This is a genomic window from Colwellia ponticola (genome assembly GCF_005885605.1).
Classification (GTDB): domain Bacteria; phylum Pseudomonadota; class Gammaproteobacteria; order Enterobacterales; family Alteromonadaceae; genus Colwellia; species Colwellia ponticola.
The window spans coordinates 291,560-307,122 of record NZ_SZVP01000001.1 but is presented as its reverse complement, the minus strand read 5'-3'; the positions used below and the strand labels follow the sequence as shown (position 1 = coordinate 307,122).

At 39.2% G+C, this 15,563-nt stretch carries 11 protein-coding genes, 1 tRNA gene and 1 CRISPR repeat array; all 12 genes read left to right on the top strand.

Annotation, left to right across the window (positions count from 1 at the left end; genetic code table 11):
- The first annotated feature begins 116 nt into the window (after positions 1-116).
- The 12 genes from rpoD to FCS21_RS01210 all read left to right on the top strand — a co-directional run bounded on the left by rpoD (position 117) and on the right by FCS21_RS01210 (position 15,512).
- Positions 117-1,979, top strand: a complete 1,863-nt coding sequence (gene rpoD / locus FCS21_RS01265) for an RNA polymerase sigma factor RpoD (RefSeq protein WP_138620171.1) — start codon at positions 117-119, stop codon at positions 1,977-1,979.
- Positions 1,980-2,120: 141 nt separating this feature from the next.
- On the top strand, positions 2,121-2,750 hold the full coding sequence (locus FCS21_RS01260) for an outer membrane protein (protein WP_138620170.1): 630 nt from the start codon (positions 2,121-2,123) through the stop codon (positions 2,748-2,750).
- A 190-nt stretch (positions 2,751-2,940) separates the two neighbouring features.
- Positions 2,941-3,017, top strand: a tRNA-Ile gene (locus FCS21_RS01255).
- Positions 3,018-3,247: 230 nt separating this feature from the next.
- Positions 3,248-4,102 (top strand): BrxR family transcriptional regulator, encoded by an 855-nt coding sequence (locus FCS21_RS01250; RefSeq protein ID WP_138620169.1) that lies wholly within the window; start codon positions 3,248-3,250, stop codon positions 4,100-4,102.
- Positions 4,103-4,269: 167 nt separating this feature from the next.
- On the top strand, positions 4,270-5,277 hold the full coding sequence (gene cas1f, locus FCS21_RS01245; RefSeq protein WP_138620168.1) for a type I-F CRISPR-associated endonuclease Cas1f: 1,008 nt from the start codon (positions 4,270-4,272) through the stop codon (positions 5,275-5,277).
- Positions 5,270-5,509: a hypothetical protein gene (locus tag FCS21_RS01240; protein WP_138620167.1), complete on the top strand. Its 240-nt coding sequence runs from the start codon at positions 5,270-5,272 to the stop codon at positions 5,507-5,509. The genes cas1f and FCS21_RS01240 overlap by 8 nt, the downstream gene beginning before the upstream one ends.
- The gene (gene cas3f, locus FCS21_RS01235) at positions 5,506-8,907 is read left to right on the top strand and encodes a type I-F CRISPR-associated helicase Cas3f (protein WP_138620166.1); all 3,402 of its coding nucleotides are present in this window, start codon (positions 5,506-5,508) and stop codon (positions 8,905-8,907) included. The genes FCS21_RS01240 and cas3f overlap by 4 nt, the downstream gene beginning before the upstream one ends.
- Entirely contained in the window at positions 8,901-10,157 is a 1,257-nt protein-coding gene (gene csy1 / locus FCS21_RS01230) for a type I-F CRISPR-associated protein Csy1 (RefSeq protein ID WP_138620165.1), read from the top strand. The genes cas3f and csy1 overlap by 7 nt, the downstream gene beginning before the upstream one ends.
- A complete protein-coding gene (gene csy2, locus FCS21_RS01225; RefSeq protein ID WP_138620164.1) occupies positions 10,154-11,098 on the top strand; it encodes a type I-F CRISPR-associated protein Csy2 in 945 nt (314 codons plus the stop codon). Before csy1 ends, csy2 begins: the two co-directional genes overlap by 4 nt.
- Before the next feature lie 77 nt (positions 11,099-11,175).
- On the top strand, positions 11,176-12,207 hold the full coding sequence (gene csy3 / locus FCS21_RS01220; RefSeq protein WP_138620163.1) for a type I-F CRISPR-associated protein Csy3: 1,032 nt from the start codon (positions 11,176-11,178) through the stop codon (positions 12,205-12,207).
- Positions 12,208-12,237: 30 nt separating this feature from the next.
- Entirely contained in the window at positions 12,238-12,834 is a 597-nt protein-coding gene (gene cas6f / locus FCS21_RS01215; protein ID WP_138620162.1) for a type I-F CRISPR-associated endoribonuclease Cas6/Csy4, read from the top strand.
- Between the two features lie 178 nt (positions 12,835-13,012).
- A CRISPR array of direct repeats spans positions 13,013-15,020; the repeat unit is 28 nt; unit sequence GTTCACTGCCGCACAGGCAGCTTAGAAA.
- A gap of 159 nt (positions 15,021-15,179) precedes the next feature.
- The gene (locus FCS21_RS01210; RefSeq protein WP_138620161.1) at positions 15,180-15,512 is read left to right on the top strand and encodes a 50S ribosome-binding protein YggL; all 333 of its coding nucleotides are present in this window, start codon (positions 15,180-15,182) and stop codon (positions 15,510-15,512) included.
- The last annotated feature ends 51 nt before the right edge of the window (positions 15,513-15,563 follow it).

Below are 15,563 nucleotides of genomic sequence, written 5' to 3'. Positions count from 1 at the left end.
CGCTATAATTTGCCGCTTTATTGCGTCATTTATTAGCTTTTACTAGTGTTTTTTACTCATGTTTTAAGCGCATATTTTACAACCCATATTTATAATACATAGGTGGACACTCGTCAATGGAATCAGCCCCTCAATCTAGACTTAAAGACCTAATAACCAAAGGTAAAGAACAAGGTTATTTAACGTTTGCGCAGGTTAATGATCATCTTCCTCAAGACATTATCGACTCTGATCAAGTTGAAGATATCGTTAGTATGATTAATGATATGGGCATTCAAGTCTTTGAAAATGCGCCCGATCAAGACACCTTGATGATGAGCGAAGCTAATACTGATGAAGATGCAGCCGAAGCAGCCGCACAAGCACTTGCCACAGTAGAAAGCGAAATTGGTCGCACAACCGATCCCGTACGCATGTATATGCGTGAAATGGGTACCGTTGAACTACTTACGCGTAAAGGCGAAATCGTCATTGCGAAACGTATAGAAGAAGGTATCAAAGAAGTTCAGCGTAGCGTTTCTGAATATCCGCCCGCAATAAACTACTTATTGGATATGTGGGATAACTTCGAAGCAGAAGAAGTTCGTTTAACCGATATCATTATTGGCTTTTTAGATCCCGATGCTGAAGATGAAGATGTACCAGCAGCGGCAACGCATGTTGGTAGTGAATTGTCTAAAGAAGAATTAGATGATGAAGATAGCTCAGATGATGAAGACGATGAAAATGAAACCGATACCGAAAGCGAAGAAGAAGAAGATACTGGTCCAGATCCAGAACTAGCTCGTGAAAAATTCCTCGCTTTACGTGAAGCACATGAAAACGCAACTAAAATCGTAGAAGCTAAAGGTCGTGGTCATAAAGATGCACAAGAAGCTATTGATGTTGTTGCTGAAATCTTCAAAGAATTCCGCTTGATCCCGAAATTATTTGATAAATTAGTTAAAAACATGCGTAGCATGATGGACAGATTACGCGTGCAAGAGCGTTTAATCATGAAGCACTGTGTTGTTGGTGCTGGTATGCCTAAAACAACCTTTATCAAAATATTCCCAGGTAATGAAACCTCAAAAGAATGGTTTGAAGCAGAGCAAGCGGCAGGTAAACCTTATTCAGCTAAGCTTAGCGATGTTGAGCATGATGTTGAACGCTGTATCTACAAACTTAATCAAATTGAAGAAGAAACCCATTTAAATATTCATGGCATTAAAGACATTAACCGTCGTATGTCTATCGGTGAGGCTAAAGCCCGTCGAGCGAAGAAAGAAATGGTTGAAGCTAACTTACGTTTAGTTATCTCAATTGCGAAAAAATACACCAACCGTGGTTTACAGTTCCTTGATTTAATTCAAGAAGGTAATATCGGTTTGATGAAAGCGGTAGACAAATTTGAATACCGTCGCGGTTATAAATTCTCTACTTATGCAACATGGTGGATACGCCAAGCAATCACTCGTTCTATTGCTGACCAAGCGCGTACTATTCGTATCCCGGTACATATGATTGAAACGATTAACAAACTAAACCGTGTTTCTCGTCAAATGTTACAAGAAATGGGACGTGAACCAACGCCAGAAGAATTAGCCGAACGTATGGTTATGCCTGAAGACAAAATCCGTAAAGTATTGAAAATAGCCAAAGAGCCAATTTCAATGGAAACGCCTATTGGTGATGATGAAGATTCGCACCTAGGTGACTTTATTGAAGACGGTAGCGGTGAATTACCTGTTGACTCTGCAACCTCAGAGAACCTTAAAGGGGCTACTCATGAAGTACTTGCTGGCTTAACCGCTCGCGAAGCTAAAGTACTTAGAATGCGCTTTGGTATCGACATGAATACCGATCATACCCTTGAAGAAGTAGGTAAACAGTTTGACGTTACCCGTGAACGTATTCGTCAAATTGAAGCGAAAGCGTTACGTAAATTACGTCACCCATCACGTTCAGAGCAACTTAAAAGCTTCCTTGATGGTGAGTAATAAGCAGCAGCTAAACGCGGTTTTAAAGTTTATTTAACGTCATAGGTAAAGTAATCGTTAGATACTATTTTAAATAGACATAAAAAAGAGTAAGTTAGTCATCCTAGCTTACTCTTTTTGTTTTTATGATAAGGAAATTAAATGCGCGTTAACTTAGTACGTACTTTAACACTTAGCTGTGCTTTGAGCATGGTAGCCATGCCCGCTATAGCAAAGCAGCCACACAATGTTGAAATTACCCCCTTAATTGGCTACCGTTTTGGTGGCGACTTTGACTTTATTGTGGAACCAGATAACTACCGCATTGATTTAAAAGATAAAATTAGCTACGGCTTACTAACAGCCTGGTCTTATGACAGAAAAAGGCAAGCTGAATTGTTAATAAGTCACTACAATACCAACTTTACGGCATCAGGAAACTCTTTAGGTGCAGGTAGTGGCTTGAGTATTACCTATGCTCACCTTGGTGGTAATGTTCCTGTGTCAAACGGCCCTATACCACTTTTTGTTACTGGCGGTTTTGGTTTAACGCATCTTGTGCCACAAGCAAGTCAACTTAGTAGTGAAACACGCTTTTCAGCGAATATTGGCTTAGCAACAAAAATTGCACTAAGCGAACGCGTTAGCCTCAGATTGGATAGTCGTTTATACGGCACACTCTTTAACTCTGATAGTGCCATATTTTGTGACGGTGGTAATTGCGCAATACACATATCTAGTAATATCTGGCTGCAAACTGAAGTCAGTGCTGGGGTTAGCTACCGCTTTTAACCTTAACCTGAGTACTAATAAGTACCGTTTTGTTTAAGAAATAAGCGTTCAGTAAAAAAAATACCATTATTTAAAATTCACTAGGTGACAACAAAATAAAAAATGCTTATACTGCACGCGCTTTGTTAGTTCATCGAATTATTTATTCAATTAGTTCATCTAATAAACGCATCAGGCCAAATGTGAAAATGGGCCTTTAGCTCAGTTGGTTAGAGCATCCGACTCATAATCGGCAGGTCCCCAGTTCAAGTCTGGGAAGGCCCACCATTTTCATTATCTCTATTGGTCTTACTGTTATGCCTCTTAGTAACCCCCTTGATAAAATATTTCAAAACTAATTTCACCTTATCTAAACAAGCTAAAAAGAAAAGCCGCTTAGCCACGTTGCTTAAATAAACTACGAGCATAATCATATTTTTATGATGTATATCAATTGCTTTTTTTATACCCTCGTGTGAAAGTACAGCTATAAAATTGATAGCTATAGTAGCAAGGATATGTCAAAAGAAGTTACAGAGCGTTTTAGCTTTATTAATAGCGTTGTAGGTTGGGAAGGACAAATAAACGCAACGCATGTTGCTACTAAATTTCAACTTTCCAGACAATCGGCTAGCGCAGTACTTAAAGATTACCGCCAACAATACCCCCACTATTTACAATACGACGCCTCACAAAAAGCTTTTATTGCCACGCAAGCTTTTAATGCTGTCTTTATTAACAATGCATTGTCTAATAGCTTTGCACAGTACTTATCAGCAATGCCACTTGCTGAAACCATTTCTGCTTCTCAGTTTACGACACATTCAAACTGCGTGTTCGAAGTGGAAGCACCGCTGCGCAATATTAACCCCTTGCAAATTAGGCCTATTCTTAGAGCAATAAGAGAACAGCTGCAAATAGATATTGGCTATATCTCACTCTCTAGCCCTAATTATCTCGACCGAATAATACAGCCACATGCCCTAATATTTGACGGATTACGTTGGCACGTGCGCGCCTATTGCAACAAGAACCAGCAATTTCGAGACTTTACTTTATCGCGCTTCAATGGCGTGGCAACCTTTGAAGGAAAAGCCACGCATAGCGCCGTTCAAGATAAAAAATGGAATACGATAGTTGATGTAGTTATTCAAGCCGACCCAAGGTTTAGTGACCAACAAAAACGCATCATAGAGCAAGACTTTCAAATGCAGCAAGGGAAAAAAACCATACCGACACGAGCAGCCTTAGTGAACTACTTACTACGTCGTCTACATATCGACAGCTACAAAAACAGCCCTGAAGAGCAACAAATAGTACTTACTCAAGCCAGTAGAAAAGCCATCGCCCCTTATTTACCGCAACCTACCTAGTTTGTTTACATGTGAGAAAGTACAGTGTTTCTACAATGTTCATTATTAAGTAAGCTAGCGGTGATGGTGTTGCTAAAGCGATTAAGTTAAGCCGTTAAGTTAAGCAGTTAAGTTAAGCAGTTAAGTTAAGCCATCAATTAAACAAATAAAGCCAAGGAAGAGGTTAAATGGACAACTTACAATCATCTGATTTAAAAAGTATATTGCACTCCAAACGTGCCAACATGTTTTACCTAGAATACTGCCGCGTTATGCAAAAAGATGGTCGTGTTTTATATTTAACCGAAAGCCTAGGTAAGCAAAGTAAAGAAAACCTCTATTATAATATCCCTATCGCTAATACCACGGTAATCCTGCTAGGTAACGGTACCTCTATTACCCAAGCCGCAATGCGTATGCTAGCCCAAGCGGGCGTGTTAGTTGGCTTTAGCGGTGGTGGCGGCACACCACTTTATATGGCCAATGATGTTGAACAAGCCATTGAATGGTTTACCCCACAGAGCGAATACCGTCCAACAGAATACTTACATGGCTGGATGCAATTTTGGTTTGATGATCAAAAACGCTTAGCAGCCGCTAAAACACTACAGCAAAAGCGTATCGAATTTTTAAAAAAAGTTTGGACCAAAGACAAAGACTTAAAAACTGAAGGTTTTAGTTTTGACGATACAGCGATACAAAACGCGCTAGACAGCTTTTATACCCGCACCGAACAAGCAAAAAAGCAGTCCGATTTATTATTAACCGAAGCGCAACTAACCAAAGTGTTATACAAGTATGCCGCTAATAATACCAACACAGCCGAGTTTAAGCGCCAACATGTGTCAACCGATCTTGCCAACGACTTTTTAAATCACGGTAATTATTTAGCCTATGGCTTAGCGGCAAGCTGTTTATGGGTCTTAGGTATTCCACACGGCTTTGCGGTAATGCATGGCAAAACACGCCGTGGAGCCTTGGTGTTTGATGTCGCTGATTTAATTAAAGATGCCATCGTACTGCCTTGGGCATTTATCTGCGGCAAAGAAAACGCCACCGAACAAGAATTTAGACAACAAATACTACAAGCCTTTACCGATCATAAAGCGCTCGATTATATGTTCGATACGGTCAAGGCAATTGCCTTATCAAACCATGACGAGATTAATAATAAAGAGGCGAATAAAGATGCTTAATATATTTGTAGGTCGTGCTTTAGCGCGTCAAATCTTATTTGTAGGTCGTCCTTTAGCGCGTCAGACCTTATTTGTAGGTCGTGCTTTAGCGCGTCAACTCTTATTTGTTGGTCGTGCTTTAGCGCGTCAGACCTTATTTGTAGGTCGTGCTTTAGCGCGTCAACTCTTATTTGTTGGTCGTGCCTCAGCGCGTCAAGTGACTAAAGCAGTTAACAAGGCACCGCAATCATGATGGTTACCTTTGTTAGTCAGTGCGAAAAAAATGCCCTGAAAAAAACACGCCGCGTACTCGATGCCTTTGCCAACCGCATTGGCGATAACACCTGGCAAACGCTGATCACCGAAGACGGTTTAATCACCGTTAAACGCATGCTGCGCCAAACCGCCAGCAAAAGCACGGCAGTGAGTTGTCATTGGATACGTTCCAGAGCAAGAAGCCAGTTTTTATGGGTAGTGGGTAATAAAACTAAGTTTAATAGTGAGGGCATAGTGGCGGTGAATAGGACAAGAAAAGATTTACTAAATAGTGAAATTGAGAACGATTGGAAATATCTTCCACTAATTAAATCATTAACCGCAATGTCTGCGCTATTTCATGACTGGGGAAAAGCTTCAAAACTATTCCAAGAAAAGTTGAATCCAAACAGTAAAAATAAATTTAAAGGTGATCCGATAAGACATGAATGGATATCCGTTTTATTACTCAATACCTTTATTCAAGAACAAGACGATAAAACATGGTTGAATGTTTTAGTTAATGGTGAAATTGCTGAGAATAAGCTAAAAAAAGGGCTAGGAAAATCTCAACAAGTAGCCTTAGAAAAACTACCTGATGCCGCAAAATTAGTTGCGTGGTTAATTGTGTCTCATCACCGCTTACCCAATTTTTCTAATGATCGTAAGAAAACTAGAAACGCATGGCTTGATGAACAAGCACCTGACTTAGCAACAATGCTTAAACGTATAACTCAAGAGTGGGGATATGAAAATAAGCAAGACGAGCAAGAGTATCAAAAACGCGTTAAAAGTTGTTTTGAATTTCCAAACGGCTTTTTATCACAATCAAGTGAATGGTTAAAACAGGTTAAACGTTGGTCAAATAGCTTATTACAGTGTTTACCATTAATTGAATCTGCCATGCAAGATGGTAGTTACCGTTTAGTTCTACACCATGCACGTTTATGTTTAATGTTAGGTGACCATTTTTACTCGTCACAAGATGCTGCTAAACAATGGAAAGATAACACGGGGTTATTTGCAAATACTGACCGAGAAACGGGTGAGTTTAAACAAAAATTAGACGAACACTTAGTGGGTGTTGCTAGAAATGCGTTAAGTACAGCTCACTTATTACCAGCATTTGAGCAAGAACCTCCGGTAGCAACTGATATTCAAGTATTAAGAAGCGCAAGCCCTACTGCTTTTAAATGGCAAGACAAAGCTGTCACTAAAATTAATGACTGGCAAAAAACACAAGACAAAAAAGCTGTTGGTTTTTTTGCAGTGAACATGGCAAGTACCGGTTGCGGTAAAACCTTTGCAAATGCCAAAGTAATGCGTGCACTTTCAATCGATGGTAAAAGTTTACGTTACATTTTAGCGCTTGGCTTGCGTACGCTTACTTTACAAACAGGTGATGAATACAGAGATCGCATTGGGCTAACTAAATCACAATTAGCGGTGTTAATTGGTTCAAAGGCAGTAGCCGAATTACATAATTCCACTCACATTAAAGTTTCCGAGCAAAATGAAATCACTGACGAAGTATTAGGATCAGAATCACAACAAACATTACTTGATGAATTTATTGATTTTGAATGTGAAATACCTGAAGAGGGCTTGAGTACGGTATTAACCTGTGAGCGAGATAAACAATTTTTATATGCCCCTGTACTCGCTTGTACAATTGATCATTTAATGGCTGCCACCGAAACTAAACGTGGTGGTCGCTATATTTTGCCAAGCTTACGTTTAATGTCGTCAGATTTAGTCATAGATGAAATTGATGACTTTACAGGTAATGACTTAATTGCCATAGGTCGTCTTATTCATTTAGCAGGTATGTTAGGGCGTAAAGTAATGATCTCTTCCGCAACAATCCCGCCTGATTTAGCACAAGGTTACTTCAATGCTTATAAAAAAGGTTGGCAGTTATTTTGCAATAGTCGTGATGAAGCTAAAGCCGAAATAGGTTGCGCTTGGATAGATGAATTTAGTACTAATGTTGTTTCTATTAATGTTAATAATAGCGAGAAAGCATTATTAGCGTATCAAAATAACCACGATGTTTTTATTGATAAGCGTGTGCAAAAGTTAGCGCAACAAGTAGCGAAACGAAAGGCAGAAATTATCTCTTGTGCGTTATCGAGTGAACTCGAAAGTAATACCCCAGAAACAGAAAAAACCAAACAAGCACAATATTTTTCGACCATACAAGAAGCTATTTTAACTAAGCACAAACAACATCACAGTACCGATAAAAAAACGTCGATTAATATTTCGTTTGGCGTTGTACGTGTCGCTAATATTTCCCCGTGTGTTGAATTAACAAAGTATCTTTTACAAGCGCAATACCCAGAAAATACTCAAGTAAAAGTGATGGCATACCACAGCCAGCAAGTGTTGTTATTACGTCACGAACAAGAAAAACACCTTGATGCCGTGCTTAAACGTAAAGAAAAACCAGATGAAGAACAACAAGCATTAGCTAACCCTATTATTCGAAACCACCTTGATACCTTAAGTAAAAATACCCGAAAAATTGAACACGTTATTTTTATTTTAGTAGCAACGCCTGTAGAAGAAGTAGGGCGAGATCATGATTTTGATTGGGCAATTGTAGAACCTTCATCGTATCGCTCTATTGTGCAATTGGCAGGGCGTGTTCGCAGACACCGCAATGACGGTGTAGACCAAGCGAACATCGGTTTAATGCAATACAACATCAAGGCATTTAAAACGAATGATAAAGCAGGTAAAGCCTATTTCACCAAACCAGGTTATGAAGACAGCCTTGATATGCCACTACCATTTCACGATTTAACTAAGTTGATCAATGAAGCAAAAATATCAGCCAACTTAAATGCCATTCCTCGTATTCAAAAGTTACCACAATCAGAAAAGCAATTTTTAGCAGCGGTTGAGCATAAAGTAACCGCTATAGATTTAACCAGCTTTACTAATATAGGTGCGAATACGTTACAAGGTTACTTAACTCAAACATGGTATTTAACAGCTTTGCCACAGGTGTTAACCCCCTTTAGGCAAAGCGAAGTAAGCATTAACTTATTTCTTTTTTATAACGAAAATAGTGATAGCTGTTATTTCACTCAAAAAGATGAAGCAGGTAAAACGTTAGTAGATGAAAGTAATCAAGCGATAAATAGAGAAGGTATTCTAAATATATGCCACGTTAAATTAAGTGAAAGTGAACGCAAAAACCTATGGTTAGAACGAAATTACCAAAAATTATTACCGCAGTACATTAGTGAACCATGGTTAATCTCATCAAAGCGAGTATCACTTCGTTATGGTGAAATTAACTTTGTTGAACGAGAAAATACAGAATTTGAATATAACGACCAGTTTGGACTGGTGAAAGTAAATAAAAAGGGAGGTGAAAAATGTTAGATCCTGCAATACAGGTATTTTTATCTGAAAGAAAAGAAGCATGGTTAAAGAAGAAAATAACAACATCAATGTTAGATCATGAAATAAAGGAAACAGAACAAGAATGTGAACAAGTATTTTCGCTAAATGAATGGTTACCGAATGCGGCAAAAAGGGCTGGGCAAATTTCCATGTCTACACATCCTTGTACCTTTAGCCACCCAAGTGCAAGAAAAAACAAAAATGGTTATGTATCTTCAGTTCTATCAAACATTGAGCATACCGCTGATGGTTTTTTAAAAACAGGTAATGTAAACGCTGCAACAGACGCATTGGGAAATGCAGCCGCACTTGATGTGTATAAATTTCTAACCTTAAACATGCAAGATGGCAACACGCTACTTACACATATCGAACTAGATACTGAATTAGCGAAAAGCTTATTAACGATAAAATCTGAAAGCTATGAAAACCTTAAAAAAGGCTTTTTAGCCATGGTTGAAAGCGCTAGTGAAAGTATTACTAGCTCTAAAATAAAACAAGTGTATTTCCCTGTTGATGATGATTACCACCAACTATCTTTGCTCACTAACTCAGGCATGGTTTACGAATTGCGTTCACGTCTCGATAAGTTACGTTTTTCAGAAAACGTTAAAATATTACGAGATAAAAAACGAAAAAATGAGTTTAGCGAACAAGGCTATGGCGAAATATATGGTTTAACCACTATTGGCTATGGTGGCACTAAACCACAAAATATCAGCGTACTAAATAATCAAAATGGAGGTAAAGCACACTTACTTTCGTCATTACCGCCAAGTATTGAAAAACGAAATATTCATTTTCCTAAAAGTGATTTTTTTATTGAATCATTTAAACAATATGAATACGCAGATATTTTTAAAGCATTACATAAGCTGTTCCAAGCCGATCATAACAACATCAATATTCGTGAAGCACGTGACCGTTATTTACAGCAGATTATCGATTTAATTATTGAAAAAATGTGGGCAGTACGTGCAGTTTCACAAACTCAGTTTCATCAAGATTCGTCTAATCTTTCTAGCCACCAAAGAGCTTGGTTACGAAGTGAACTTACTGAACAAAGAGAAAATGACACGCAATGGCTAGATACATTAACACAAGAAATATCACGTTGGTTCAGTCGTCGTTATGAAAAGGTGTTAGGTAAACAGGCGGTAAAACTTGGCGAAGCAGAGCGTTTGTTATTTGCCAATAGTGTTGAACAAAACAAGGAGTTTTTAAAATGAGTAATATAAAAAGAATATTACTGTTGCCGCATATAAAAGTGCATAACGCCAATGCGCTTTCTAGCCCATTTACTATTGGCTTTCCTGCGATGACCGCATGGCTTGGCGCGGTTCATGCGCTACAAAGAAAATTAAATTCACATGGTTTTACCAACATTAAGTTTACTGCCGTTGGTGTTATTAGCCATTCATGTGATTTACAAACACATAAAGGCACTGGCGATTTTGTTCACTCAATTATTGGTACAGGTAACCCGCTAGATAAAACCGGTGCCAGAAGTGCCTTTATTGAAGAAGCGCGTTGCCATTTAGATGTGTCATTAGTGATTGAATATATAGGTATTGAAAAAGACGATGAAACGTTAGTGCAAGAAAAAATCACACATATCCTTCATAGCAGTATGAAAATGGCAGGCGGTGATATTTCATCATTCAAACCACCAGAGTTCTTTAAAATCGAGAATGGTAACCTAAGTGATATTCAAGCATTAACCCGAAAAGTAATGCCGGGTTATGCACTAATTGAGCGTCGAGATTTAATGCTTGAAGCAATGGCAGACGGACAAGATGCAATAGACGCCATACTCGATTACTTAGTTATTCATCATAAATGCGATAAACAACTAGATGACCAAGGCAATGATCAAGTTACTTGGTCAAGTAACCGTAAAGCTAAAGGTTGGCTTGTGCCTATTGCCACAGGTTTTCATGGTCTAACTGAGCTTGGTGAAGCAAAAAACCAACGTGATCCTAGTACACCGCATCGTTTCGCAGAAAGTGTTGTAACACTGGGGGAATTTAAAATGCCGCACAACATTACCAGCGTTGATGAAATATTATGGCGTTATCAAACGGATAAACCGAACAATTTATACCTATGTAAGCAGCACGATAAAGCTCAGGCTAAACCAGAAGATATTTTATCTGATTTATATATTTAACACTCAATGAAAACTCTTTAACAACCATTAAAAATTACACATTTAACAATTTACGATAAACATAAAGGAAAATCATCATGGCTAAAAATCAAGACACCGCATCAGTATTAGCATTTGAAAAAAAATTAGTTCCATCAGACGGCTACATGTATGGCACACAATGGGAAAAGCGTAATGAAGCCTTACCTTTACAACTCATTGAAAAGTCAGTACGCGGTACTATTTCAAATCGTTTAAAAGCGGCAATAAAAAATGATCCTGTAAAACTCAATGCAGAAGTAGAAAAAGCAAACTTACAAACAGTAGATGCTTGTGCGCTGGCTCCTGAACAAGACACTTTAAAGCTTAACTTCACCCTAAAAGTATTAGGTGGTGTGCAACAGCCATCAGCCTGTAATAACGTATTATTTAAACAAAGTTACAGCAGTGCCGTACGCGATTATACCGCCAAAACAGGTTTCAAAGAGTTGGGTAAACGTTATGCGTTAAATTTGGCTAATGCACGTTTTTTATGGCGTAACCGTGTTGGCGCTGAAAATATTGAAGTGCAAGTTAAAGCGCTTAATAAAGACGCGCAACAAACATGGATATTTGACGCCACCCAATTTAGCACCAAGCACTTTAATTGTGACGACAGCCAAGTAATTGAATTAGGCGAACGTATTGCCAAAGCACTTGCCAGTGAAGACGACTTCTTAATGTTAGAAATTAGTTGTTATGCACAAGTTGGTAAAGCACAAGAAATTTATCCAAGTGAAGAATTAGTGCTAGATAAGGGCAATAGTAAAACTAAAAAAAGTAAAATCCTCTACTCGGTTAACGACATTGCCGCCATGCATTCACAAAAAATAGGTAATGCATTACGCAGCATTGATACTTGGTATCCTGAGTTTGACGATGCAGAAGCTACCGCGGGACCTATCGCTATTGAACCTTATGGCGCAGTAACAAACTTAGGTAAAGCGTACCGTACACCAAAAGACAAACAAGATTTTTACACCTTTTTTGATAAATGGGCGCGAGGAACTGAGCTTGAAAGAGATGAAGACGAGCATTACGTAATGGCCATTTTAGTGCGCGGCGGTGTTTTTGGTGAAAGTGATAAATAAGCATGGCTTATGTTAAATAAGGAAAGATAAATGAAATATTATCTCGACATCACCTTACTGCCAGATACTGAAATCACTCTTGGATTTATTTGGCAAAAGGTATATCAGCAAGTGCATATTGCGCTGGCTGAAAACAAAATTGAAGAAAACAGTTCGGCAATTGCGTTGGCGTTTCCTAAATACAGCCTAACGGGGGACAAGAAAATAGAATTTCCGTTAGGTAATAAATTGCGGATATTTGCACCGTCTGAAGAGCTGCTAACTCAATTAGCCGTTAATAATTGGTTAAAGCGCTTTAGTGATCACACGCATATTTCGTCAATAAAAGGCGTACCTGAAAACGTGAATGAATATGTTTGTGTAAAACGAAAACAGTGTAAAACAAACTTATCTCGTCTTGCCAGGCGCAGAGCTAAACGTAAAGATGAAACATTTGAACAAGCTTTACAACATTATGCGAGTTTTAACGACGAGCAATCTACACTGCCTTTTATTAATGTGAATAGCCTCTCTAAAAAAGAACAATTTAGATTATTTATAGATCAGGAAAAGGTTAGTGAAACCACAACAGGCGATTTTTCCTGTTATGGTTTTAGTGTAGATAAAGCTACAGTTCCTTGGTTCTAAACATAAATTTAAGTACATTGTATTCAATAGGCTTAAATTATTTATAAAAACCAAAAAAATTGCTCTTTAAAAATTTGTTTAAATATTAATAGGTTACAAACAGGTAAAAAATTTAGGGTAAAACACCTTAAATCTTTTTAGTATTTGTTGTAGCTTGTTTTTTTGCTATTATCGCATTGTTCACTGCCGCACAGGCAGCTTAGAAAAAGCAAAGAAAGATCAAAATCAAGCTCTTTCAGTTCACTGCCGCACAGGCAGCTTAGAAAAAGCGCATCAACAACAGTATCTAAGCCTTCAAGTTCACTGCCGCACAGGCAGCTTAGAAACAGCGGCTGTGAGTAAGCCAGTTAACCCGAGCGTTCACTGCCGCACAGGCAGCTTAGAAAAACCGTTAGATTGTCCCCAAGTGACCTCTAAAGTTCACTGCCGCACAGGCAGCTTAGAAAAGTACAGAAGATTGCACAAAGCTGATCAAGCGGTTCACTGCCGCACAGGCAGCTTAGAAAAGCGGCCAATATTACGACCATGGCCATCAACCGTTCACTGCCGCACAGGCAGCTTAGAAATGCGCGAGTTCTAACTAATTTCACCAACAAACGTTCACTGCCGCACAGGCAGCTTAGAAAATTGTCTGCATCAGTAGTTTAGCAATGTGGTTGTTCACTGCCGCACAGGCAGCTTAGAAATGCCGAAGCCGCAACTCCAGAAAATTGCGTTCGTTCACTGCCGCACAGGCAGCTTAGAAAAAGTATCCCTCAATCCTCACTAACAGGTTCGTGTTCACTGCCGCACAGGCAGCTTAGAAAAGTGAGTGTATATTACAATTGTCTGTTTAATCGTTCACTGCCGCACAGGCAGCTTAGAAAATGCTTGTTATTTTCGGTATCATCAAGATTAAGTTCACTGCCGCACAGGCAGCTTAGAAAACAAGGAGATTAATGCAATGAAAGGTGATATGGTTCACTGCCGCACAGGCAGCTTAGAAATATGTAGAGTGTTGAGTCAACCCCATATGAAAGTTCACTGCCGCACAGGCAGCTTAGAAAGTCTGGACATGCTTTTAATTCTTTCAACTCTTGTTCACTGCCGCACAGGCAGCTTAGAAAACTGAGTGACGCGACTCACCGCCAATATGGCTGTTCACTGCCGCACAGGCAGCTTAGAAAACCGCGGAACATTGTTAAGTTTCAATAATTCAGTTCACTGCCGCACAGGCAGCTTAGAAAACTCATCGGTATCTCAGTGGGGCGATATCATCGTTCACTGCCGCACAGGCAGCTTAGAAATTTGATAGATGCACTACGTTGCGGGTACAATAGTTCACTGCCGCACAGGCAGCTTAGAAATGCTAAGAAGGCTGCGCCATCAACGCTTGCTCGTTCACTGCCGCACAGGCAGCTTAGAAATAACAACTTACTCAACGTGACAAATAACAGTTGTTCACTGCCGCACAGGCAGCTTAGAAAATCAGTAGCAACCATTAAGCCTATAAACCTAAGTTCACTGCCGCACAGGCAGCTTAGAAAACCGTCAAATACTACAACTACTGAAGAGGATAGTTCACTGCCGCACAGGCAGCTTAGAAAAATACGAAAGGGGTAATGATCATAATGGCGAGGTTCACTGCCGCACAGGCAGCTTAGAAATTGACCGTCATCTTGATAGTTAAAATCACTTAGTTCACTGCCGCACAGGCAGCTTAGAAATCTGAAAGTTGGTCGTATTCTTGTCCAGCTTTGTTCACTGCCGCACAGGCAGCTTAGAAATTGCTGCGACATCTGTAGATCTTTCAGTCAATGTTCACTGCCGCACAGGCAGCTTAGAAATCTGATTCAATTGTTCCACGTGTCTCTTCGAAGTTCACTGCCGCACAGGCAGCTTAGAAAGCTGACTCGTCTACAAATGGATTACGTTTCCAGTTCACTGCCGCACAGGCAGCTTAGAAACTCAAAGAAATCCTCATCCCAATCTTCAAGAGGTTCACTGCCGCACAGGCAGCTTAGAAAAACTAAAACATTATGTTTAGCCCAAGCTATTAGTTCACTGCCGCACAGGCAGCTTAGAAAATTTTAGCGCTGGCCACTCACCTGAACGAACAGTTCACTGCCGCACAGGCAGCTTAGAAAACTCAACGCTGTATCCCACATATTTATTCCTTGTTCACTGCCGCACAGGCAGCCTAGAAAAAGGTAAATCCAGTAAGAATACTAGGAGTAATATTGTCGGGGCAAGCATCGAAAAATATCACGATTCAAAAACAGTTGGTTACTTTCAGGGCGTTGAATATTATAATCAGCACGTTTTTGCTGCTTAACGCAGCGTTGTTATATATCAAGGAAAAACTTATGCGTTCTGTAAAATCTCGTCGATTAAGAAAAAAACTTTATTTAGATGAATTTGCTGTAAAGGGGGTTGAATTAGATTGTCGTTTAACTTGTAAAGAAGAGTCTGAATTAGCAACAATAATGGATGATTTTTTACTTTATATCGACTCGCTAAATTTGTGTATTAGTGGTGGCGGCGATCTAACGTCTTTCGCCGGCTTTATTGCGTCTAATGAACGCTATGCTTCAGTGACTGAAGCGGATCTATCAAACATTTCTGCTTGGTTGAAAGAGCAAAAAATTGTGTCAGAGTTTACGCTTGGTGAACTTGTTGATGCGAACTATAACGTATAATAAATAGTCAGTATAAGGTGTCGAGCAATCGACACCTTATTATAAAATGCA

Bases quoted from the DNA above. Each gene is read 5' to 3' on its own strand.
- rpoD (WP_138620171.1), top strand. From the start codon at position 117: ATGGAATCAGCCCCTCAATCTAGACTTAAAGACCTAATAACCAAAGGT.
- cas3f (WP_138620166.1), top strand. From the start codon at position 5,506: ATGATGGTTACCTTTGTTAGTCAGTGCGAAAAAAATGCCCTGAAAAAA.
- FCS21_RS01210 (WP_138620161.1), top strand. From the start codon at position 15,180: ATGCGTTCTGTAAAATCTCGTCGATTAAGAAAAAAACTTTATTTAGAT.
- FCS21_RS01240 (WP_138620167.1), top strand. From the start codon at position 5,270: ATGCTTAATATATTTGTAGGTCGTGCTTTAGCGCGTCAAATCTTATTT.
- csy2 (WP_138620164.1), top strand. From the start codon at position 10,154: ATGAGTAATATAAAAAGAATATTACTGTTGCCGCATATAAAAGTGCAT.
- csy3 (WP_138620163.1), top strand. From the start codon at position 11,176: ATGGCTAAAAATCAAGACACCGCATCAGTATTAGCATTTGAAAAAAAA.
- cas6f (WP_138620162.1), top strand. From the start codon at position 12,238: ATGAAATATTATCTCGACATCACCTTACTGCCAGATACTGAAATCACT.
- cas1f (WP_138620168.1), top strand. From the start codon at position 4,270: ATGGACAACTTACAATCATCTGATTTAAAAAGTATATTGCACTCCAAA.
- FCS21_RS01250 (WP_138620169.1), top strand. From the start codon at position 3,248: ATGTCAAAAGAAGTTACAGAGCGTTTTAGCTTTATTAATAGCGTTGTA.
- csy1 (WP_138620165.1), top strand. From the start codon at position 8,901: ATGTTAGATCCTGCAATACAGGTATTTTTATCTGAAAGAAAAGAAGCA.
- FCS21_RS01260 (WP_138620170.1), top strand. From the start codon at position 2,121: ATGCGCGTTAACTTAGTACGTACTTTAACACTTAGCTGTGCTTTGAGC.